Consider the following 21,741-nt stretch of genomic DNA (forward strand, 5'->3'; position numbering starts at 1 on the left):
GCCAACTGACAGGCCAATTGATCGGATCCTCGATGTTTCTGATTTTCCTGCGATCGCTCGTGTTCAACGTGCTGTTCTACGCCGTGCTGGTGTGCCTCGCGATCGTGGCGCTGCCAACCTTCGCCCTGCCGCCGCGTGCCATGCTCACAGTCGCGCAATGGTGGGCGAAGGCGACGCTTTTTCTGATGCGCGTGGTCTGCAACATCAAGGTGGAATTTCGGGGTGCCGAGAAGATTCCGCAGGGGCCGCTGGTGATCGCGGCCAAGCACCAGTCGTTCTGGGAGACCTTCGTGCTGCCGGGCTTCTTCAATCGCCCGATCTTCATCCTCAAGCGTCAGCTGATGCAGATCCCGGTGTTCGGCCAGTTCCTGGTCAAGACCGGGATGATCGCGATCGACCGCAATGCCGGCGTGAAGGCGCTGCTGGACATGACCCGGCGGGCGCGCGAGGCGGTGCGCAGCGGAAAGCAGCTCGTCATCTTTCCGGAAGGCACGCGCCGTGCGCCGGGTGCGCCGCCCGACTACAAGACCGGCTTTGCGCAGATCTATTCGTCCTGCGGCGTGCCGTGCCTGCCGATCGCGCTCAACTCCGGCCTGTTCTGGCCTCGCCGTACCTTCATGCGCTATCCCGGTACGCTCGTGGTGGAGTTCCTCGATCCGTTGCCGCCGGGCCTGCCGAAGGACGAGTTTCTCGGGCGCGTGCAAGCCGCGATCGAGGACGCGACCGGTCGTCTCGTCGAAGCGGGCCGGAAAGAGCAGGAGCAGTTGATCGGCTCGGCACCGAGCTACGCGCCGACTGGCTAAAGCATGATCCGGAAAAGTGCGAAGCGGTCTTCCGGAATGATCATGCGCAAACAACAACCCAAAGCGCGATGACGATTGATAAATCTCATCGCGCTTTAGCGGCTTTCGCGGTCTTCGCTTGGAGTCGGCGGGTGCAGGGAATGCGCATCACCATGCAGCATCAATGCGAGCTGGTGCAGCTGCGTGTCGCGAAAGCCTTCGGCCTCGATCGCCTTCACCGTAGCGGTGACGTAGTCGCGGTTGGCGCCGGATTGGCCGTGGCCCTGGACGACATGGCGGTACTGTTCGGCGAGCGACAGCCGGCCGGCATATTGCACGTGGCCGCGGTCGACGACATAGACGAGCGCGGAGACGCGCTGGCGCGCATCGTTCTCCAGCCATACCGAGCGCGTCACCTCGCGATAGACCGAGGTGACCTGCTCGCGCGCGCGCAAGTAGGCGACGACGTCGGCGCGGTTCTTTTCGGCGACGCGGAACGCGATGCCGCGGCAGGCGCCGCCGCGGTCCAGCCCGAGCACCAGGCCCGGCTTCTCCGGCGTGCCGCGATGAACGAAGGAATAGACGCAGAGCGCGCGATGCTCGCCAACCAGCCGCGCCGGAACGCGCTCCTCGAACTCGAATCCCGGCCGCCACATCAGCGAGCCATAGCCGAACACCCAGAGGTCGCCTGCGGCTGTCGTGACGGAGGGGAGGGTGATCTCGGACATTTCGGGCACGGCTAGAGCATGATCCGGAAAAGTGTGAAGCGGTTTTCCGAAAAGATCATGCTCAAACAAGGAGCTAAAGCGCGATGACGATTTTCCAAATCGCAGCGCGCTTTAGCAGAATGAAGGCGCCAAGCGAAGTGAATTCTCCGCCTTCCGTCGCAGGCCGGCCCCGCTTACATTTGCCAAAATCCGGGGTCAAAGGGTCGCCGCATGTCCAATATGACCGTTGCCGCAGGCCGCCGCTCCCGTTGGGGCCTTTTCATCGCACCCGTTCTCGTCCTGATCCTCGCCGTCGCGTGGAGCTGCTTCTGGTTCTATGCGGCCTCGCGAGCCGAGATTGCCGCGGACGCCTGGCGGGCGCAGGAGGCCAAGTCCGGCCGCATCTATGATTGCGCCAAGCGCTCGATCGCCGGCTTCCCGTTCCGCTTCGAGGTCCAGTGCTCCGGTGCCAGCGTCACCCTGGTTTCGCAGAATGCGAGCAAGACGCCGTTCACAGCCAAGCTCGACAACATCCTGGTCGTCGCCCAGATCTACGATCCCAAGCTCGTCATCGCCGAATTCTCCGCGCCCGCGACGCTGACCGACGGCGTCACGCAAAACACCTTCGTGGTGAACTGGAGCAAGGGGCGCAGCAGCGTGGTCGGCCTGCCGGCCGTGCCTGATCGGGCCTCCATCGTGTTCGACGATCCCTCGCTCAACCGGCTCGACGGCAGCGTGCAGGTGCCGCTGGCGCGCGCCAAGCAGATCGAGTTGCACGGCCGCCTCGCCGACGGATCGCCGGCCGATCATCCCGTGATCGAGACCGTGCTCCACCTTGCGCAGGGCAGCATCCAGGGCGTCCATCCCCTGCTCGCCGAGCCGTTCGAGGCGGACACGCGCGCCAAGATCACCGGCCTCTCCGACCTCACGCCAAAGCCCTGGCCGCAGCGTTTCCGCGAAATCCAGGCTGCCGGCGGTCATATCGAGATCGTGCAGTCGCGGATCCAGCAGGGCGAGATGATCGCGGTCGCCGCGGGCACGCTCGGCCTCTCGGCCAGCGGCAGGCTCGACGGCGAGTTGCAGATGACGGTGACCGGTCTTGAGCGCGTGATCCCGGCGCTGGGCATCGAGAAGATGCTGGAGGAGGGCGTGCCGCAGGCAACGCTCGATCGCGTCGCACCCGGCGTGAAGTCGCAGGACCTCACCAATCTGTTCGGCGCGCTCGACCGCGCCGTGCCTGGCCTTGGCAAGGTCATCAAGCAGAACGCCAATGCGGGCCTTGCCGCCGGCATCAACTCGATCGGCACCGAGAGCACGCTGGAAGGCAAGAAGGCGAGAAGCTTCCCGCTGAAATTCGTCGACGGCGCCGTGCTGCTCGGCCCGGTCAAGGTCGGCCAGATCCCGCCGCTGTATTGAGCTGTCGTCATTCCGGGGCATTCGCGCAGCGAATGAACCCGGAATCTCGCGCCACAATCTCGGGATTCCGGGTTCGACGCTGCGCGTCGCCCCGGAATGACGCGAGCTGAGAAAGGCGCCCGCTACGGCTTCTTCAGCGCGCCATGCTGCCGGCCGAAATCCGCAGCCGCCGAATCCTGGCCGATCTCGACGATGCCGCGGCGGATGGCGCGGGTGCGGGTGAAGTGGTCGAACAGCACTTCGCCGTCGCCGCGGCGGATCGCGCGGGTCAATTTTGCCAGATCCTCGGTGAAGGTGCCGAGCATTTCCAGCACCGCCTCCTTGTTGGCGAGGAACACGTCACGCCACATCGTCGGGTCGGAGGCCGCGATGCGGGTGAAATCGCGAAAACCGCCGGCGGAGAACTTGATCACCTCGGATTCCGTCACCTGGGCCAATTCGTCGGCGGTACCGACGATGGTGTAGGCGATCAGGTGCGGCAGATGGCTGGTGATCGCGAGCACGAGGTCATGATGATCCGGCGTCATCACCTCGACCTTGGCGCCCATCGCCGCCCAGAACGCGCGCAAGCGGTCGGTGGCCGCGGCGTCGACGCCTTCCGGCGGGGTCAGGATGCACCAGCGGTTGATGAAGAGCTCGGCGAAACCTGAGTCCGGCCCGGAATGCTCGGTGCCGGCGACAGGATGCGCCGGCACGAAATGAACCGATTTCGGCAGATGCGGTGCCATGTCCCTGACCACCGCGCCCTTGACCGAGCCGACGTCGGAGATGACCGCGCCCGGCTTCAGATGCGGCGCGATCTCCTGCGCCACCTCGCCGCAGGCGCCGACGGGAATGCAGAGGATGACGAGATCGGCATCCTTCACCGCTTCGGCATTGGTCGTCACCACTTCATCGACGATGCCGAGCTCGGCGACGCGTGCGCGCGTCTTCTCCGAGCGCGCGGTGGTGACGATCTCGCCGGCCAGCCCCTGGAGCTTCGCAGCACGCGCGATCGACCCGCCGATCAAGCCGAAGCCGATCAGCGCGACGCGCTGGAAGTGCGGCGCGCTGCTCATCTGCCCGCCATGAAGTCGCGCAAGGCGTCGACCACGAGGCGGTTGGCCTCCTCGGTGCCGATGGTCATGCGCAGCGAATGCGGCAAGCCGTAGTTCTTTAAGCCGCGCAGCACGAGGCCGCGCCTGGTGAGGAAGGCGTCGGCGTCGTCGGCGGTCCTGCCCTTGTCGGTCGGGAAGTGGATCAGCACGAAATTGGCGACGCTCGGCGTCACCTTCAGCCCGAGCTTGCCGATCTCCTCGGTGAGCCAGTTACGCCACGTCTCGGTGAACTGCTTCGACATCGCCTGATGCGCGGTGTCCTCAATCGCGGCGACGGCGGCGTACATCGCCGGCGTCGACACGTTGAAGGGGCCGCGGATGCGGTTGACGGCGTCGATGATGTGCTCGGGGCCGAACATCCAGCCGATGCGCAGCGCGGCGAGACCGTGGATCTTCGAGAAGGTGTGCGTCACCACCGTGTTCTCGGTGGTGGCGACGAGCTCGATCCCCATTTCATAGTCGTTGCGCGAAACGTAGTCGCAATAGGCGGCGTCCAGCACCAGCAGCACGTGCGACGGCAGGCCGGCGCGCAGTCGCTTGACCTCGTCGAACGGCACATAGGTGCCGGTTGGATTGTTGGGGTTGGCGAGCCAGACCAGCTTAGTCTTCGGCGTCACCGCGCTCAGGATGGCATCGACGTCGCAGGTCAGGTTCTTCTCCTGCGCGACCACGTTCTTGGCGCCGACTGCCATGGTCGCGATCGGGTAGACCAGGAAGCCGTGCGTGGTCGAGATCGCCTCGTCGCCGTGGCTGAGATAAGTGTGCGCGAGCAGATTGAGGATCTCGTCCGAGCCGGCGCCGCAGATGATGCGGTTGGGGTCGAGCCCGAACGAGCGGCCGATCGCCTCGCGCAGCACGCGCGAGGTTCCTTCCGGATAGTCCTCAAGATGATCCGCGACGCGCTTGAAGGCTTCGATCGCCTTGGGCGAAGGCCCGAACGGCGTCTCGTTGGCGGAGAGCTTGAACACCTTGCGGCCCGGCTCGGCGACCGGGCTCTTGCCGGGCGTGTAGGGCGCAATATCGAGAATGCCGGGATTCGGCACGGGGCGGGACATCTTGAACTCCGAAAATGGCGGGGCGAGGCGCGCGATCTACGATTTCGCCCCGCTCGGGGGCACCGTATAGCGCGTTGCGTGGCTGCCGACGAGGGCCGTGGATCGCCCCGAGCCCCCCGCCTCGATCAGGGCAGCCTTGATTTTGTCGATGCTGGTCGCGCTCGTGACCGAGACCAGCAGGGCCGCGCCGTCGAAGGCGGTATCGGGCACCGCCACGATCTCGGCGAGCGGTGACAGGGCGCGTGCGACCTCGGCGTTCCAGCCGGAGACGCGCACGCTGAAGGTCTCGACCTCCGTCACCAGGGCGCTGTCGGCGACGCGCGAGATCGCGAACACCGGCAATGCGGCCGGATGGTCGGCGCGTTCGACGAAGGGCATCCGTGCGATGATCTTGGGCGCGCCGTCGGCTTCCAGCTCCAGCCACCACGGCGTGCGGCTCGAGGTTGCCGAGACCAGTGCCAGGTCACCCTTGGATTTCGCCACCGCCTCGACCGCGGCCTGCGCGCTGAAATGCGCGACGTAAGGCACGGTGAAGCCGAAATGAAAGCGCGCGGAATCGCGCATCGCCGGCTCGCTCACCGAGATGTCGGCATGCACCGAGAACGGCGCCTGCACATAGGTGAAGGTCGAGATGATGACGCGCCAGATGCTCTCGACCGTGTCGAGCGGCAGGATGCCGCGATGGCGCTGCACGATCTCGCGCATCATGGCGGCCTCGCGTGCCGGACGGAACGCCGAGCCGACTTCCTGGGTCTGCTTCACCTGGATCAGGCGGTCGATGATGTCGCCGCGCTGCATCAACAGGCGATGCATCCCCTCGTCGATCGCGTCGATCTCCTTGCGCAGTTCCTGGAGCGATGGTGGCGCGGGCGGACGTTGGGACATAGCTGGCTGCGATGGTTTCGAGGGGGATGTCCTGATTAGGCAGTCAGGGCGGCGAAAGCAAAGAGAAATGACGTGCTTCGCGGGCGACGCGACGGAGGCGAATTGGGCCGATCCGGGCCGTGACTTGACGAAAACCGCCCAAGACAGTAACTTTTGCCCGTTCCGTGGTCATTTGAGCCGGCCGGCTTGCAGCCACGTTAAAAAACTCGCTAAACAGGCCGGGGACGCTTCCGATCCCGGCCGAACCTATCGTTCAGGCCGGGTTTTTCATGGCCTGATGCAAGTGGCGGTCGAGCGTTGATCGCAAACGAGGTCGATGGTCAGATGGTTGGCGTCAAGTCGATACCGAGTCCTGCGATCAGCGCCGATGAGCGGTCGCATGAGGTGGATCATCCGAGCTCGCAGGTCGCGCATTTCGGCACCGAGCAGCCGCTGCGGCTCGATTGCGGCGTCGATCTCACCCCGTTCCAGATTGCCTACCAGACCTATGGCGAGCTCAACGCCGATCGCTCCAACGCGGTGCTGATCTGCCATGCGCTGACCGGCGACCAGCATGTCGCCAACGTGCATCCCGTGACCAGCAAGCCGGGCTGGTGGGAGACGCTGGTCGGCCCCGGCCGCCCCATCGATCCCAAGCACTACTTCATCATCTGCTCTAACGTGATCGGCGGCTGCATGGGCTCGACCGGGCCGGCCTCGATCAATCCCGCCACCGGCAAGGTCTGGGGTCTGGATTTTCCCGTCATCACCATCCCCGACATGGTGCGCGCGCAGGCCATGCTGATCGACCGGCTCGGCATCGACACGTTGTTTGCGGTCGTCGGCGGCTCGATGGGCGGCATGCAGGTGCTGCAATGGACCGCCGCCTATCCGGCCCGCGTGTTCTCCGCGCTGGCGATCGCCTGCGCCACGCGGCACTCGGCGCAGAACATCGCCTTCCACGAGCTCGGCCGCCAGGCCGTAATGGCCGATCCAGATTGGCACGGTGGCGGCTATGCCGATCACGGCATCCATCCGCATCGCGGGCTCGCGGTGGCGCGGATGGCGGCGCACATCACCTATCTCTCGGACGCGGCCTTGCACCGCAAGTTCGGCCGGCGCATGCAGGACCGCGAGCTGCCGACCTTCTCGTTCGACGCCGATTTCCAGGTCGAATCCTATCTGCGCTACCAGGGCTCCTCCTTCGTCGAGCGATTCGATGCCAACTCCTATCTCTATCTGACGCGGGCGATGGACTATTTCGACATCGCCGCCGACCATGGCGGCGTGCTCGCAAGGGCGTTCGCGGGAATCAAGACCCGCTTCTGCGTGGTCTCCTTCACCAGCGACTGGCTGTTTCCGACCTCGGAATCGCGCGCACTGGTGCACGCGCTGAATGCGTCGAGCGCGCGGGTGTCGTTCGCCGAGATCGAGACCGATCGCGGCCACGATGCCTTCCTGCTCGACGTGCCCGAATTCTTCGACATCTCTCGCGCCTTCCTGCAATCGGCGGGCAAGGCGCGCGGGCTCACGGGCAAGAAGGACGGCTAGCGATGAGCGTACAGGAAGTGCTGCCGCTCGGCGGTCTTGCGACCGGGCCCTCCGGTCAGTATCGCGCCGACCATCTCCTGGTCGCCGACATGGTCAAGCCCGGCTCGAAAGTGCTCGACGTCGGTTGCGGCGAGGGCGATCTGCTTCAGCTGCTGGAGACCCGCGGCATCGACGGCCGCGGCATCGAGCTGTCGCGCGAGGGCGTCAACCGCTGCGTCGCCAAGGGCCTTGCGGTGGTGCAGGGCGATGCGGACACCGACCTCGTCAATTATCCGGATGACGCCTTCGACTACGTGATCCTGTCGCAGACGCTGCAGGCGACGCGGCAGCCGCGCGTGGTGCTGGAAAACCTGCTGCGCATCGGGCGCCGCGCCATCGTTTCGTTCCCGAATTTCGGCTTCTGGAAGATGCGGCTCCAGCTCCTGATCGGCGGCCACATGCCGCGCACCGAGAACCTGCCGGCGACCTGGTACGACACCGCCAACATCCACTTCTGCACCATCAAGGATTTCGTGCAGCTCTGCGACGAGATCAACGTCAAGATGGAGCGCTCGGTGGCGCTCGATCTCTACGGCCGCCCGGTGCCGCTGAACCTGCCCTGGTGGGTGTGGAATATGTTCGGCGAGCAAGCGGTGTTCTTGCTGAGCCGAGGCGGGGGGAAATAGCCTCTGTCCGTCATTCCGGGCGATGCGAAGCATCGAGCCCGGAATCAATCGTCCAACAGCGCCTGCAGCCCGATGGATTCCGGGCCTGCACCTTCGGCGCATCCCGGAATGACAGCTAATGGGGAGCCAGCGACCGCGGATCCCGCACTGGCCAGCGCCCAGCTTCCACCAGCGTCACGAACCGCTCCACGCTCGCGTTGAACAGCGCAGGCTCCTCGAGGTTGAGCACGTGGCCGGACTTTGGAAACATCGCCAGTCCGGCTGCGGGGAGGTGCTTCTTCAAGAACAGGCTCGGCCCGATGCAGGGATCGTCCTCGTCGCCGCAGATGATCAGTGCCGGCGTCGCGACGCCTTTGATCGCGTCGGTCATCGCAAAGATCGAGGGGCGGCCGCCCTGGAAGCCGCGCATCGTGCGCGCCGAACCCTTGGCATCGTGCCGCGCCAGCGCGGCATAGAAATCGGCGTGGCCGCGCGGGTCCTTCACCAGGAAGGGAATCCGGCTCGGCGCCTCGCGTGTGACCTTTGCGACCTCGGCGGAGCCCAGCGTCTCGAACTGCTCGGCATTGGCGCGGCACTGCTTGCGCCAGGCCTCCAGATTCTCGATCTCCGAACCCGAGCCGACCCCGGCCAGCGTCATCGACAGCGCGCGCTGCGGCGCGTTCAAACCGATCTGCAGCGACGAGTAGGCGCCCATCGAAAGGCCGACGAGATGCGCGCGCTCGATTCCGAGATGATCGAGCACCGCGAGCGCGTCGGTGTAGAAGTGCGTATAGCTGTAGACCTCCCCCTCGGGCACGTCCGATGGCGTGTAGCCGCGCGCCGAGTAGGTGATGCAGCGGTGACCGCGCGAGAAGTAGCGCATCTGCGGCTCCCAATTGGTGTAGTCGGCCGCAAACTCGTGCAGAAAAATGATCGGCGTTCCCTGCCCCGCCTCTTCGAAATAGATGCGGACGTCGTCCCTGGTCGTGGCGTGGGGCATTAACCATTTCCCTCTCTTCAAGCCGCCTTTGCAGGATCGCAGTTAATGCTGTTGTCTGCAATGCGGCAGCGCTGCACCAGCACCAGCACAAAATCATCGCAGCCATTCGCAGGCGACCCGCGTCTTTTTCTCGCCACATCCGGAAGCTTTACGGCCCGGCGGATGTCGGCCGCCGCCCCGGCCGACGGGAAGTGGGGTGTCAACGAAGGATGAAGAATGTTTGAGTTGTTTGCGTTCCGCCTGTCGCGTCGTGTTGTCGCGCTGGCGGTTTTCTTCGCGGCGGTCGCCGCGTTCGTTTCTCCGGCCTCGGCGCGGCCGCATCACCGTCATAGCGCAGAGCGGCACGCTGACGTGCACCACGCCAGACATCATCATTATCGTCATCGCCACCATGCCCGCAGCTCGCGCTTCGAGCGCAGCGCGGCGCAGTTGCAGGCGAGCGGCTTCGCCGACACCCAGGCGAGCTACGATCCCAACGCCAGCAATGGTGGCATGGTTAACAACACGATGGCTGCAAGCGGCGGCTTCGGAGGCGGATCGGGCCTCGTATCCGAGGCGCGCCGTCATCTTGGCGGCAACCCGACCGGACGCGGCAGCCTGTGGTGCGCGCGCTTCATGAACATGGTGCTTCAGCACACCGGTCATCAGGGCACGGGATCGGACATGGCAAGCTCGTTCGCGCGCTACGGCACGCGTGTGTCGGGCCCGCAGGTCGGCGCCATCGCGGTGATGTCGCGCGGCCGCCGCGGCGGGCATGTCGGCATCATCACCGGCATCGACGCGCAGGGCAACCCGATCATGATCTCCGGCAACAACGGCAACCGTGTCCGCGAGGCGCCGGTCTCGCGCGGCCGGATCTATGCGTATGTGATGCCGAATTGAGGTGAGGTGCGTAGGGGGCGCTTGCGTCAGATGAGGTTGTCGTCCCGGACAAGCGTCAGCGCAGATCCGGGACCCATAACCACAGGCTTATGTCGTCGCGCGAGTTGGTAACTACGAGTTCTCGCCAAACCAATTCATGTGACTATGGGTCCCGGATCGGCGCGCGCTTAGGGCGCGCTTGTCCGGGACGACGGGAAGAAGCTCAAACCAGCTTCGGCTCTTCCAACGCGACCGCATCGCCGACGCCAATCTCACCATCGGCGATCACCTCGGCATAGATGCCGCAGTCCATGTGGCCGAGATGGCGCGAGAGGGTCGGCGGGATCTCGAGATCGCGCTTGGCCGTCACCGGGTCGACATTGGTGGCGGGGCAGCGGACGATGCGCTTGACCACCTTCAGCCGGGCCTGCCCGATCGCGAGCGTCTGGTCGACGAGGTCGAGCTCCGACCAGGCCGGCCAGCCCTTCACGTAGAGATTGGCGCGGAAGCGCAGCGGATGCACGGCGGCGCCGCCCAGCATGGTCTCGATCGCGCGCACGCTGTTCAGATTGATGATCGAGACCACCTTGCGGGCGACGTCGGAAAAACTGTGGTCGCGGCCCGACAGCACCTTGGGCGGGCCCTTCAGCTCCGGCTGAAAATTCTCCGCGAAGTAGCGCTCGATGGCGGTGCGGCCTGCGGCGGTCTCGAGATCACCGCTGGCGACGATCTGGCCGTCCTTGCGGATGGTCAGGAGATTGGTGGCGTCGTCGAAATGGCTGTCGAGCGCGGCCAGCCGCTCATTGCGCGCGAGCATCAGAAACTGGATTTTCGGCTTCCACTGGGGCTGCTCGGGATCGAAGCCGCTCGGGCCGTTCTCGATGGCGTAGCGGCGGTCGGCGGGGAGGGGCTGGCCGCTCCGCAAGGGAGCGCGGCGCAGCGGCTCCGGCGTCAGGCCCTTGATCGGGTAGCGGTAGAGGCCGGTGATTTCGGCGGTATGGCTAGCTGTCATGCCGTTACTTAAGGGATTCGCCCCGGTCCCGCCAAGCCGGCGCATCAGCGCACGAAATTGTGAAGGCGCCTCTTTCGCATCCGCAACCTGCTTCCCACATCTGGCTCAGGCCGGCGGCAACGCCGGCAAAAGACGACCGTTACCGGTTGAGAAACGTCAATGCGGTAATCGGAAACCCAATGAAGATGCCGTTTGGGGTGCCTTAGAGGGCCCCGAGGGCAGGCCGAGGGACATAAAAGATGAATATCGAGAAATATACCGAACGCTCTAGGGGCTTCATCCAGTCCGCGCAGTCGCTGGCGATGCGCGAGGGGCACCAGCAGTTCTCCACGCTGCACGTGCTGAAGGTCCTGCTGGACGACAATGAGGGGCTGGCTTCCGGTCTGATCGACCGCGCCGGCGGCAATTCCCGTGCAATTCTGAAAGCGACCGAGGACGCCCTCGCCAAGGTGCCGAAGGTCTCCGGCGGCGGCGCCGGCCAGATCTATCTGGCGCCCGAGCTCGCCCGCACCTTCGACGCGGCCGAAAAGGCCGGCGAGAAGGCCGGCGACAGCTTCGTCACGGTCGAGCGGCTGCTGCTCGGGCTCACGCTGGAGAAGACCAGCGAGGCCGGCACGATCCTCAACAAGGGCGGCGTCACCCCGCAAAACCTCAACGCGGCAATCGAGGCGCTGCGCAAGGGCCGCACGGCCGACAGCGCGACCGCCGAGAACGCCTATGACGCGCTGAAGAAATATGCCCGCGACCTGACCCAGGCTGCGCGCGACGGCAAGCTCGACCCGGTCATCGGCCGCGACGAGGAGATCCGCCGCACCATCCAGGTGCTGTCGCGCCGGACCAAGAACAACCCCGTCCTGATCGGCGAGCCCGGCGTTGGCAAGACCGCCATTGCCGAAGGCCTCGCGCTGCGCATCGTCAATGGCGACGTGCCGGAGAGCCTGAAGGACAAGAAGCTGCTGTCGCTCGACCTCGGCGCGCTGATCGCCGGCGCGAAATATCGCGGTGAGTTCGAGGAGCGGCTGAAGGCCGTGCTCCAGGAGGTGACCGCCAGCGAGGGCACCTTCATCCTGTTCATCGACGAGATGCACACGCTGATCGGCGCCGGCAAGGGCGACGGCGCGATGGACGCCTCCAACCTGCTCAAGCCGGCGCTCGCCCGCGGCGAGCTGCATTGCATCGGCGCGACCACGCTCGACGAGTACCAGAAGCACGTCGAGAAGGACGCGGCGCTGGCCCGCCGGTTCCAGCCGATCTTCGTCAGCGAGCCCTCGGTCGAGGACACCATCTCGATCCTGCGCGGGCTGAAGGACAAGTACGAGCAGCACCACGGCGTGCGGATCACCGATTCCGCGCTGGTGGCGGCGACGACGCTGTCCAACCGCTACATCACCGACCGCTTTCTGCCCGACAAGGCGATCGACCTGATGGACGAGGCGGCGGCGCGGCTGAAGATGCAGGTCGATTCCAAGCCGGAAGAGCTGGATTCGCTCGACCGTGAAATCATCCGGCTCAAGATCGAGCAGGAGGCGCTGAAGAAGGAAAGCGATCTCGGCTCCAAGTCCCGGCTCCAGACGCTGGAGAAGGATCTTGCCGAGCTCGAGGAGAAGTCGGCGGCCCTGACGGCGCGCTGGAGCGCGGAGAAGAACAAGCTCTCCGATGCCCAGAAGCTGAAGGCCGAGCTCGACGGCTTGCGGGTCGAACTCGCCAACGCGCAGCGGCGCGGCGAATTCCAGAAGGCCGGCGAGCTGGCCTATGGCCGGATCCCGCAGCTCGAGAAGCAGCTTGCCGACATCGAGGCCAAGGAGAACTCCGGCGAGATGGTGGAGGAGGCGGTCACCGCCAACCACATCGCACAGGTGGTCTCGCGCTGGACCGGCGTGCCCGTCGACAAGATGCTGGAGGGCGAGAAGGAGAAGCTCCTGAAGATGGAGGAGCAGCTGGGACAGCGCGTCGTCGGCCAGGCCGAGGCCGTGCGTGCGGTCGCGACCGCCGTGCGCCGCTCGCGCGCGGGCCTGCAGGACCCGCACCGTCCCACCGGCTCGTTCATGTTCTTAGGCCCCACCGGCGTCGGCAAAACCGAGCTGACGAAGGCTCTGGCAGAGTACCTGTTCAACGACGAGACCGCGATGGTCCGCCTCGACATGTCCGAATACATGGAGAAGCATTCGGTCTCGCGGCTGATCGGCGCGCCTCCGGGCTATGTCGGCTATGACGAGGGCGGTGCGCTCACCGAGGCGGTGCGGCGCCGGCCTTACCAGGTCGTGCTGTTCGACGAGATCGAGAAGGCGCACCCTGATGTCTTCAACGTCCTGCTGCAGGTGCTCGACGACGGCCGCCTGACCGATGGCCAGGGCCGCACCGTCGACTTCCGCAACACGCTGATCATCATGACCTCGAATCTCGGTTCGGAATTCCTGGTGAACCAGCCGGAGGGCGAGGACACCTCGGCCGTGCGCGAGCAGGTGATGGGAATGGTGCGCGGACATTTCCGCCCCGAATTCCTCAACCGCGTCGACGAGATCATCCTGTTCCATCGCCTGCAGCGCAGCGAGATGGGCCGGATCGTCGAGATCCAGTTCGGGCGGCTGCAAAAGCTCCTGACCGATCGCAAGATCGTGCTGACGCTTGATGCCGCTGGCCGCGACTGGCTCGCTGCCAAGGGCTGGGACCCCGCCTACGGCGCAAGGCCGCTGAAGCGCGTGATCCAGCGCCACCTCCAGGATCCGCTCGCCGAGATGATCCTGGCCGGCGACGTCAGGGACGGCGACACGGTTGCGATCTCGTCCGAAGGCAACGTGCTGACCTTCAACGGCAAGGCGCCGCAGACCGCCGAGATCACCCAGTTCGAGGCGCCGGCGGCGAAGCGGAAGCTGAACTGAGCGCCGGCATTCGAAGCCTGAAATGATAGCCGCCCCGGAGAGGTCAGCCTCTCCGGGGCGGTTTGTCTTGGGCGCGTGAGGCTTCCGCAAGGCATGTCCGGGCTCGTCCATTCACGCCTCCCCCTGCGGCACCAAGAACGTGGATGCCTGGGACAAGCCCGGGGTATGACGGCCGCTCCTGAATGATGAAGTGCGCTCACCCGGCCGTGCAAGCGGAGCAGGCTGAGCAAGCCCGCTACTTCTTCACCACCTTATAGATCGCGTTCTCGATGTCCGACGAGAAGTAGATGACGCCCGACGCTCCGATGCCGACGCCTGTTGGAATGTTGCTCGGCAGCCCGCCAGGCGCGCCCTCGAGGCCGATCGGGAGATTGGCCGCGATCTCGGTGACCGTACCGCTCTCCGGCGCGATCGCGATCAGGCGCCTGGCGCCGACTTCCGCCACGATCAGTTGGCCGTCGCTGCCGCGCGCGATGCCTTCCGGCATTTTCAGCTCCTTGGCGACCACGGTCTTTTCGCCGTTCGCGTCGATCCGGGACACGGTGCCTGCAAAAGCCTCGGTGACGTACACGTCGTCCGCCTTACCGCGAACGAGCCCGACCGGGCCCTCGAGGCCGCCGATCACCGTGGTGCGGTCCTTGCCGTGCTCGCCACTCACCCTGACCAGCGACTTGGTGCCGAGCTCGGCCACCAGAATGCTGCCGTCGGCGAGCACGATCGCATCATGCGGCGCCTTGAAGCCGTGCAGCATGTCGCGCGTCGCGCCGGTCTTGGCGTCGATCACCTGCACGGTGCCAGTGAACCAGCTCGACAGCACCACGTCGTTGTCCTTCGCGGTCGCGCTCATCGGATATTCGAGCGTGGTGCCGGCGGCGTGCATGCGCGCCCTCTCGGTGACCTCACCGGTCGTGCTGTCCACCGTGCGATAAGCGAACACATCGGCGACGTGAATCGTATCCTTGCCGTTCTCCGAGGTGACGCCGATGCCGCCGGGCAGTGCGAGCTTGCCGATGATGATTTGCCTGGCCTGGCCGGTTGCCGGATCGACCTCCTGAATGCCGTTGTCGGCCATGTTGGAGACGTAGATGCGGTCCTTGTCGTCGATCGCCAGATTGTCCAGCGACGGCTTCAATTGCGCGACCGTGGTCTTGCTGCCAGATTTGGGATCGACGCGGACGAGCTGGCCGAGCGCAGTGTCGACCACAAAGAGATTGCCCTTGGAATCGAAGTTCACCGCGGCCGGGACCTTGAAGCCGTCGGCGACCACGGTCAGCTCGGCCTTGTCGACGTCGACCTTTGCGACCTGGCCCTTGAACCAGAGCGGACCGTAGAGCTTGTCGTCGGGACCGAACTCGAAGCCGTTGAGACCGCCCATCTTCTCCATGATCTGGCGCGGCGGCTTCACACCCTCGACGTCGATCTCATAGAGCGTGTCGCCGAGGAAAACGGTGGTGGCGTAGAGCCTGCCGTCCTTGCGGAAGGCGAGCGAGTTGATGCCGGGAAGGCCGCTCGCGAGCTTCTTGATCGGGCCGTCGCCCTTGCGCGAATAGAGATCGCCGGTCAAAAATCCGGTCCAGGCCATGGTGCCATCGGGCGCAAACGCAATGTCGTCGGCCATCCCGATGGGAGAAGGGATTGCAACCTTGGCGGTACCGCCCGATATGTCCACTTCGTAGAGCGCCGCGCCGGCGACGCTGCCGGCGAACAGATGGCCGGCCTTGTCGATGCCAAGCCCGTGCACGCCATGGAATGCCGAGCCCGCGACGAGCCTCGTGACCTCCCAATTGTCGGCCGATGCGGTCGTGGCGGCGAAAAGCGCAGCGGTCAGGGCTGCGCAGGCGAGCCTGTTCTTCATGGCGAGACCTCCCGTTTTTTTGGAAAGTATTCGCTTCTCACGCTGCTTTGGCAAACGAAACTTGACGTTGTGACGCTGCGAAGCGGTCTGCGCCGCGCAGGTCCCGTGTTTGAAATCCTGTTTGAAAACGTCCGGCGATCTTGGCCGGTTGCCGGCTTACCGGTTGGTGACCTGCAGCGGGCCGCCGGTTGCGTCCGACATGCGGGCGATGGCGCCGCTGCGGCCGCTCATCATGGCCTCGAGCCGGTCGCGCTCCTTCTCGAAGCTTGCGAGCATCGGACCTTCCAGCGAGCGCCCGCGCGGCAATTTCACGCGCAGCGGGTCGACGAAGCGGCCGTTCACCAGGATTTCGTAGTGCACGTGCGGGCCAGTCGACGCGCCGGTCGAGCCGACGAAGCCGATGACCTGGCCCTGGCGGACCTTCTTGCCGGCTTCCATGCCCTTGGCATAGGCCGACATGTGTCCGTAGGCGGTCTCGTAGCCGTTATTGTGCTTGATGCGGACATATTTGCCGTAGCCGCCTTCAGTGCCAATCTTTTCGATCACGCCGTTGCCGGAGGCGAAGATCGGCGTGCCGTAGGCGGTGGCCCAGTCGACGCCGGTATGCATCTTCACATAACCGAGGATCGGATGGCGGCGGCCGCCGAAGCCGGAGCGCATGATGGCGTTGTTGACGGGCTTCCTGACCAGGAACTTCTTCGCGCTCTTGCCGCTCTCGTCGTAGTAGTCGACGACGCCGTCGTCGGGGCTCTGATAGCGATAGTATTTCTTGGTCTCGCCGCCGACCGTGAGCGAAGCGAACAGCACGTCGTTCTTTTCGCTCGACGTCACGCCCTCGTCTTCGCCCGCGTAGAAGACGTCGAAGGAATCGCCCGGCTGCACCTTGCGCTGAAAATCGACGTCGTAGGAGTAGATCTTGATCATGTCCTCGATGACCGGCATCGGCACCTTGTTGCGCATCGCGGTCTCGTAGATGCTCTGGTAGAGCCGGACGCCAGTGCCGTCATCGTCGTCATCGTCGTCGCTGTTGGCGTTGGCCGCAGCGTCAGCGACGGTGTTCATGCTGGAGACGTCGACCGCGACGTATTTGCCGAGATCGGACAAAGCCGCGATCGCCTCGACCATGGTGTCGTTTGCAACCACGACGCGATAGGGCTGGAGGCGGGCGCCGGGACTTGCGGGCGCCATCAGGATGCGGAGCTTTTCGCCTTCCTTCAGGCCGCCATCGCGGCCGCGCGGACCGAGGGTTGCGGTGATCGCCTTGATCTCGTCGGCCGTGGCGCCGAGATCGCGCAGCACGCCAGCGACGCTGTCGCCCTTCTTGACCAGATGGACGCGTTCGCCGTTGGGATTGCCGCCGGTGATCTGCTCCTTGGTCTTCGGCAGCAGCGTGACGTTTTCCGGCACCACGCGCGTCTCGAAGCCGGCGTAGGGATCGGACGGCGACGCCTCGGTGGCGTAGGCCATCTTGATGTCGGACGGGCCGGTCGCGCCGGAGACGTCGGCGGCGGCGTTGGCGAGCGAGGCGTAGCGCCCCCCGCCATTGCCGCGCCAGTTGGCGGCATCGCGCACCCGCATCAGGATGTCGTCGAGCGCCACCACCGCGGAAATCTTGGCCTTCGGCAGCACCGACGACAGGTCCTTGGTGACGAAGGAGACTTCCGCGTCGGGCTCGACGGCTTCCGGATTGTTCGGGTCTTCAGCAGCCGTCTTGGGATCGGAGCCGACATCGCTGAGCAGGCGCTGGGCGTTGAACGGCGGAATTTTCGCCGACAGATCGCTCGTCGTCATCGACAGATTGCCGGCGATCCGCACGAAGGGGCGCACCCGCATCACGTCGCGGTTGCCGACGCGTGCGACCGTGGAGACGCGCACGATGTTGCGGGACGCCGTGGATTCGCTTGGTGGCGGCAGGCGGTCGCTCTTGTGCAGCGTGGCGGCGCGATCGGCGGCGCCGAAGGCCCCGCGTAGCGCGCCCTCGACGCGCTCCGGCACCTTGGCGAAGGTCATCTCGCCGTCGAGCGATGCGAAAACGGCGCCGCCGATCAGGGCTGCGCCGCAGAGTCCGGTTAGGATTGTGCCGCTGAACCATTGCACCGAGACGCGGCGGCGGTCGATCACGGCGGCTTCAGAACCATCGACGGACAGCGGCGGCTCGTGGCCGAGATCAATGATCCCGGTCTCACGCCCGTAAGCACCGCGTGACGTCCTGTGGTTCACTCAAGTCCCCCAATCAACGACCCGAGAAGGCCCGTTTCGAACCTTCTCCCTGGTCGCCCTCTTGAAGGGGGATCGCTGGAAAAAGGCAAGCCGCACAGGCGTTCGCGCTCAGGAGGCCCCGCAAGGAGCCCGGCCAAAATTACGAACAGCTGGACGGAAAAAGCTCTCTCGATGTCTCTCGAATGTCCGGGGAAGGCCGCGTCATCTGCAAGATCGCCTTCCTTTGACCCCATGAAAACCGCCGGCAGCCCCCACTGGCATCCCTGCGATTCAAGCTTGTCTCTTATCAGAACGCCGCGGGATTGTGGCTCAAGTACGGCGCCTAATACGGAAAATGTTTCCTGAACGCCGGGCCCCAAGAGGCCCCGTCTGACCACGCGGGCGGAGCTCGGCCGAGCTGGGACGGTGCTCTATGGCGTGGGAACGGTCCTCTGGCCGGGGACCGTCGGGCTGGGCGCGGGCCCCGTCCGCCTCGGGCGGCTGGGCGCCGGGGGAGGGGCCGGGGAGGTCGCCGGGAAGGGCCCTAAAGCCCCCTCCGGAGCTCGCAGGCAGCCAAACTTTTTTTCAGATTTTTTGCCGCCCGGGTCCGGTTGCCGCCCTTCCCGCCCCTCTAATTAACTGGAATCGCTAGAATATTTCCGACGATGCACTGTGCGACGATTTGTTGACGATTGGCGTTGACAGCCCGGAAGGTGGGGCCTATAACCCCAACCACTGAGCGCGGCGCCGCCGGGTCACTGACCAAGGCGAGCGAACGCGCCACTGATGCTCCTCACCTTGTTGAGTGACACAACAGCCGACACAAGTCGGTTGGAGTTCATTCATCGTCGGTAAGGGTGTCGGAACCCTTCCTGCTAGGGAAGGTTGGGGCCTCTCCGGTCCCGGGCTGTTTGACAAGTGAAGATGAAGAAAGAGAAACGTGGACGGCGGAGTCCTTGCGGGTCTCGCTTCTGAAAAGCCTCGGCTTTTCTGATCGAGACCGGACGAAAGACTTCGGCGGTACACGTTTTAAAGGAAACACCATCGTTGCCAGCGATGTGAATCGCAGGCAGCTCATTGGCTTCGGTCGATGAAAAATGGTGGGACCTCGTCAAACGTTGTGATCAGCCGGTTCAAAGTTCAAGTCCAACTTGAGAGTTTGATCCTGGCTCAGAGCGAACGCTGGCGGCAGGCTTAACACATGCAAGTCGAGCGGGCGTAGCAATACGTCAGCGGCAGACGGGTGAGTAACGCGTGGGAACGTACCTTTTGGTTCGGAACAACACAGGGAAACTTGTGCTAATACCGGATAAGCCCTTACGGGGAAAGATTTATCGCCGAAAGATCGGCCCGCGTCTGATTAGCTAGTTGGTAGGGTAATGGCCTACCAAGGCGACGATCAGTAGCTGGTCTGAGAGGATGATCAGCCACATTGGGACTGAGACACGGCCCAAACTCCTACGGGAGGCAGCAGTGGGGAATATTGGACAATGGGGGCAACCCTGATCCAGCCATGCCGCGTGAGTGATGAAGGCCCTAGGGTTGTAAAGCTCTTTTGTGCGGGAAGATAATGACGGTACCGCAAGAATAAGCCCCGGCTAACTTCGTGCCAGCAGCCGCGGTAATACGAAGGGGGCTAGCGTTGCTCGGAATCACTGGGCGTAAAGGGTGCGTAGGCGGGTCTTTAAGTCAGGGGTGAAATCCTGGAGCTCAACTCCAGAACTGCCTTTGATACTGAAGATCTTGAGTTCGGGAGAGGTGAGTGGAACTGCGAGTGTAGAGGTGAAATTCGTAGATATTCGCAAGAACACCAGTGGCGAAGGCGGCTCACTGGCCCGATACTGACGCTGAGGCACGAAAGCGTGGGGAGCAAACAGGATTAGATACCCTGGTAGTCCACGCCGTAAACGATGAATGCCAGCCGTTAGTGGGTTTACTCACTAGTGGCGCAGCTAACGCTTTAAGCATTCCGCCTGGGGAGTACGGTCGCAAGATTAAAACTCAAAGGAATTGACGGGGGCCCGCACAAGCGGTGGAGCATGTGGTTTAATTCGACGCAACGCGCAGAACCTTACCAGCCCTTGACATGTCCAGGACCGGTCGCAGAGATGTGACCCTCTCTTCGGAGCCTGGAACACAGGTGCTGCATGGCTGTCGTCAGCTCGTGTCGTGAGATGTTGGGTTAAGTCCCGCAACGAGCGCAACCCCCGTCCTTAGTTGCTACCATTTAGTTGAGCACTCTAAGGAGACTGCCGGTGATAAGCCGCGAGGAAGGTGGGGATGACGTCAAGTCCTCATGGCCCTTACGGGCTGGGCTACACACGTGCTACAATGGCGGTGACAATGGGATGCTAAGGGGCGACCCTTCGCAAATCTCAAAAAGCCGTCTCAGTTCGGATTGGGCTCTGCAACTCGAGCCCATGAAGTTGGAATCGCTAGTAATCGTGGATCAGCACGCCACGGTGAATACGTTCCCGGGCCTTGTACACACCGCCCGTCACACCATGGGAGTTGGTTTTACCTGAAGACGGTGCGCTAACCCGCAAGGGAGGCAGCCGGCCACGGTAGGGTCAGCGACTGGGGTGAAGTCGTAACAAGGTAGCCGTAGGGGAACCTGCGGCTGGATCACCTCCTTTCTAAGGATGGTTCTTCAGAAGCTTGCTTCTATCGAACCGTTTTAGAAACATCAGTGGCCAACAGATCGCCAGATCGTTGAGCTGCATTGGCGGGATTTCGCCGTCTTCGTTTCTCTTTCTTCGCGGACGAACACGCGCTGGGCCTGCAACGGCAGGATCCAGGGTCCTTAACGGGATATGCGTTAGGGGCTTGTAGCTCAGTTGGTTAGAGCGCGCGCTTGATAAGCGTGAGGTCGGAAGTTCAAGTCTTCCCAGGCCCACCACTTTCATCGAGTGAGCATTCGTCTTCTGGTTACGGGGCCATAGCTCAGCTGGGAGAGCGCGTGCTTTGCAAGCATGAGGTCGTCGGTTCGATCCCGTCTGGCTCCACCAGATGGTTTGATCACCGAGATCTCATACCGTCGTCCGCGAAACATCACTTCGCATCCTGCTAGTCTGGATAGACAGCAAGATGCGTGTTTTCTGACATCGTAAAGAGGAGATCGATCCGAGTTGGGTCGTGCAGCAGATTGTTGCGCGAATCCTTCATTATCTCCGGATCATTTTCGGCGCTTGCTTCCAGCCGTGAGGTTGGATGCAAGTTGTAAAATGATCCTTTTAGCGAAGCTTGACCGCCTCGCTATCGGAACGATCTTACGAAGCAAGCTGGTCTTTCTAGTCAATGTCCGGCTGTACGTAGCATTCATCGAGGGTGCGCGCCGCAAGGCAATCGTACAGACAACATTCTGCCGAGTGTGTGGACATTGATAATGAGAGCAATCAAGTGCCTTAAGGGTGTTCGGTGGATGCCTTGGCGCTGAGAGGCGATGAAGGACGTGCTACGCTGCGATAAGCCGTGGGGAGCTGCGAAGAAGCTTTGATCCGCGGATTTCCGAATGGGGAAACCCACCTTCGATAGCCGGAACTCCAAGACCTTGTGTCTTGGTGTTCGACCAGAAATGATCGGGACCATGACCTCAGAGGTTTTGGATTTCCGGTTATCAAGAGAAGGTATGAGACTTCTGAATACATAGGAGGTTTCAAGCAAACCCAGGGAACTGAAACATCTAAGTACCTGGAGGAAAGGACATCAACAGAGACTCCGTTAGTAGTGGCGAGCGAACGCGGACCAGGCCAGTGATACATCAAAGACAATCGGAACCAGTCAGGAAAGCTGGGCCTTAGAGGGTGATAGCCCCGTACG

General features: G+C 63.8%; 14 protein-coding genes, 2 tRNA genes, 2 rRNA genes and 1 riboswitch (1 of these 19 only partly in view). Of the genes, 10 read left to right on the forward strand and 8 right to left on the reverse strand.

Going from position 1 to position 21,741, the window contains the following annotated elements:
• The first annotated feature begins 32 nt into the window (after window positions 1–32).
• Window positions 33–803: a lysophospholipid acyltransferase family protein gene (locus X268_RS01795; RefSeq protein ID WP_128923344.1), complete on the forward strand. Its 771-nt coding sequence runs from the start codon at window positions 33–35 to the stop codon at window positions 801–803.
• Between the two features lie 95 nt (window positions 804–898).
• On the opposite strand, the gene X268_RS01800 is transcribed toward X268_RS01795, so the two are convergent.
• A complete protein-coding gene (locus tag X268_RS01800; RefSeq protein ID WP_164937474.1) occupies window positions 899–1,510 on the reverse strand; it encodes a gamma-glutamylcyclotransferase in 612 nt (203 codons plus the stop codon).
• A 210-nt stretch (window positions 1,511–1,720) separates the two neighbouring features.
• On the opposite strand from X268_RS01800, the gene X268_RS01805 reads away from it, so the two are divergent.
• Window positions 1,721–2,905, forward strand: coding sequence for a DUF2125 domain-containing protein (locus X268_RS01805; RefSeq protein WP_128923346.1), 1,185 nt, complete (start codon window positions 1,721–1,723; stop codon window positions 2,903–2,905).
• Between the two features lie 122 nt (window positions 2,906–3,027).
• Here X268_RS01805 and X268_RS01810 read toward each other — a convergent pair whose 3' ends face one another.
• Genes X268_RS01810 through X268_RS01820 form a run of 3 tightly spaced genes read right to left on the reverse strand, consistent with a single transcriptional unit; the run spans window position 3,028 to window position 5,942 of the window.
• Window positions 3,028–3,963, reverse strand: coding sequence for a prephenate/arogenate dehydrogenase family protein (locus X268_RS01810; protein WP_128923347.1), 936 nt, complete (start codon window positions 3,961–3,963; stop codon window positions 3,028–3,030).
• Window positions 3,960–5,057, reverse strand: a complete 1,098-nt coding sequence (gene hisC, locus X268_RS01815) for a histidinol-phosphate transaminase (protein WP_128923348.1) — start codon at window positions 5,055–5,057, stop codon at window positions 3,960–3,962. The genes X268_RS01810 and hisC overlap by 4 nt, the downstream gene beginning before the upstream one ends.
• Before the next feature lie 36 nt (window positions 5,058–5,093).
• On the reverse strand, window positions 5,094–5,942 hold the full coding sequence (locus tag X268_RS01820; protein ID WP_128923349.1) for a chorismate mutase: 849 nt from the start codon (window positions 5,940–5,942) through the stop codon (window positions 5,094–5,096).
• A gap of 154 nt (window positions 5,943–6,096) precedes the next feature.
• A riboswitch (SAM riboswitch) is annotated at window positions 6,097–6,176 on the forward strand.
• Between the two features lie 90 nt (window positions 6,177–6,266).
• On the opposite strand from X268_RS01820, the gene metX reads away from it, so the two are divergent.
• A complete protein-coding gene (metX, locus tag X268_RS01825; protein WP_128923350.1) occupies window positions 6,267–7,472 on the forward strand; it encodes a homoserine O-acetyltransferase MetX in 1,206 nt (401 codons plus the stop codon).
• A 2-nt stretch (window positions 7,473–7,474) separates the two neighbouring features.
• Entirely contained in the window at window positions 7,475–8,137 is a 663-nt protein-coding gene (metW, locus tag X268_RS01830) for a methionine biosynthesis protein MetW (RefSeq protein ID WP_128923351.1), read from the forward strand.
• A gap of 115 nt (window positions 8,138–8,252) precedes the next feature.
• Here metW and X268_RS01835 read toward each other — a convergent pair whose 3' ends face one another.
• On the reverse strand, window positions 8,253–9,116 hold the full coding sequence (locus X268_RS01835) for an alpha/beta fold hydrolase (RefSeq protein WP_128923352.1): 864 nt from the start codon (window positions 9,114–9,116) through the stop codon (window positions 8,253–8,255).
• Window positions 9,117–9,332: 216 nt separating this feature from the next.
• Here X268_RS01835 and X268_RS01840 point away from each other — a divergent pair, with 216 nt between their 5' ends.
• Complete coding sequence (locus tag X268_RS01840; RefSeq protein ID WP_128923353.1) at window positions 9,333–9,998, forward strand: NlpC/P60 family protein; 666 nt, start codon at window positions 9,333–9,335, stop codon at window positions 9,996–9,998.
• Between the two features lie 202 nt (window positions 9,999–10,200).
• On the opposite strand, the gene X268_RS01845 is transcribed toward X268_RS01840, so the two are convergent.
• Window positions 10,201–10,989: an MOSC domain-containing protein gene (locus X268_RS01845; protein ID WP_128923354.1), complete on the reverse strand. Its 789-nt coding sequence runs from the start codon at window positions 10,987–10,989 to the stop codon at window positions 10,201–10,203.
• 239 nt (window positions 10,990–11,228) lie between these two features.
• Here X268_RS01845 and clpB point away from each other — a divergent pair, with 239 nt between their 5' ends.
• Window positions 11,229–13,868, forward strand: coding sequence for an ATP-dependent chaperone ClpB (gene clpB / locus X268_RS01850; RefSeq protein WP_128923355.1), 2,640 nt, complete (start codon window positions 11,229–11,231; stop codon window positions 13,866–13,868).
• 235 nt (window positions 13,869–14,103) lie between these two features.
• On the opposite strand, the gene X268_RS01855 is transcribed toward clpB, so the two are convergent.
• A complete protein-coding gene (locus tag X268_RS01855; protein WP_128923356.1) occupies window positions 14,104–15,723 on the reverse strand; it encodes an NHL repeat-containing protein in 1,620 nt (539 codons plus the stop codon).
• 156 nt (window positions 15,724–15,879) lie between these two features.
• Entirely contained in the window at window positions 15,880–17,943 is a 2,064-nt protein-coding gene (locus X268_RS01860) for a M23 family metallopeptidase (RefSeq protein ID WP_128923357.1), read from the reverse strand.
• A gap of 1,126 nt (window positions 17,944–19,069) precedes the next feature.
• On the opposite strand from X268_RS01860, the gene X268_RS01865 reads away from it, so the two are divergent.
• The 4 genes from X268_RS01865 to X268_RS01880 form a co-directional block, all read left to right on the forward strand.
• Window positions 19,070–20,558, forward strand: a 16S ribosomal RNA gene (locus X268_RS01865).
• Window positions 20,559–20,744: 186 nt separating this feature from the next.
• Window positions 20,745–20,821: transfer RNA gene (locus X268_RS01870), tRNA-Ile, on the forward strand.
• Between the two features lie 33 nt (window positions 20,822–20,854).
• A tRNA-Ala gene (locus X268_RS01875) sits at window positions 20,855–20,930 on the forward strand.
• 385 nt (window positions 20,931–21,315) lie between these two features.
• Window positions 21,316–21,741: ribosomal RNA gene (locus X268_RS01880) — 23S ribosomal RNA — on the forward strand (it continues 2,421 nt past the right edge of the window).
• Together the 16S and 23S rRNA genes with 2 tRNA genes alongside form the textbook arrangement of a ribosomal RNA operon.

Origin of the sequence: Bradyrhizobium guangxiense, from assembly GCF_004114915.1 — a bacterium.
In the GTDB taxonomy this organism is placed as follows: domain Bacteria; phylum Pseudomonadota; class Alphaproteobacteria; order Rhizobiales; family Xanthobacteraceae; genus Bradyrhizobium; species Bradyrhizobium guangxiense.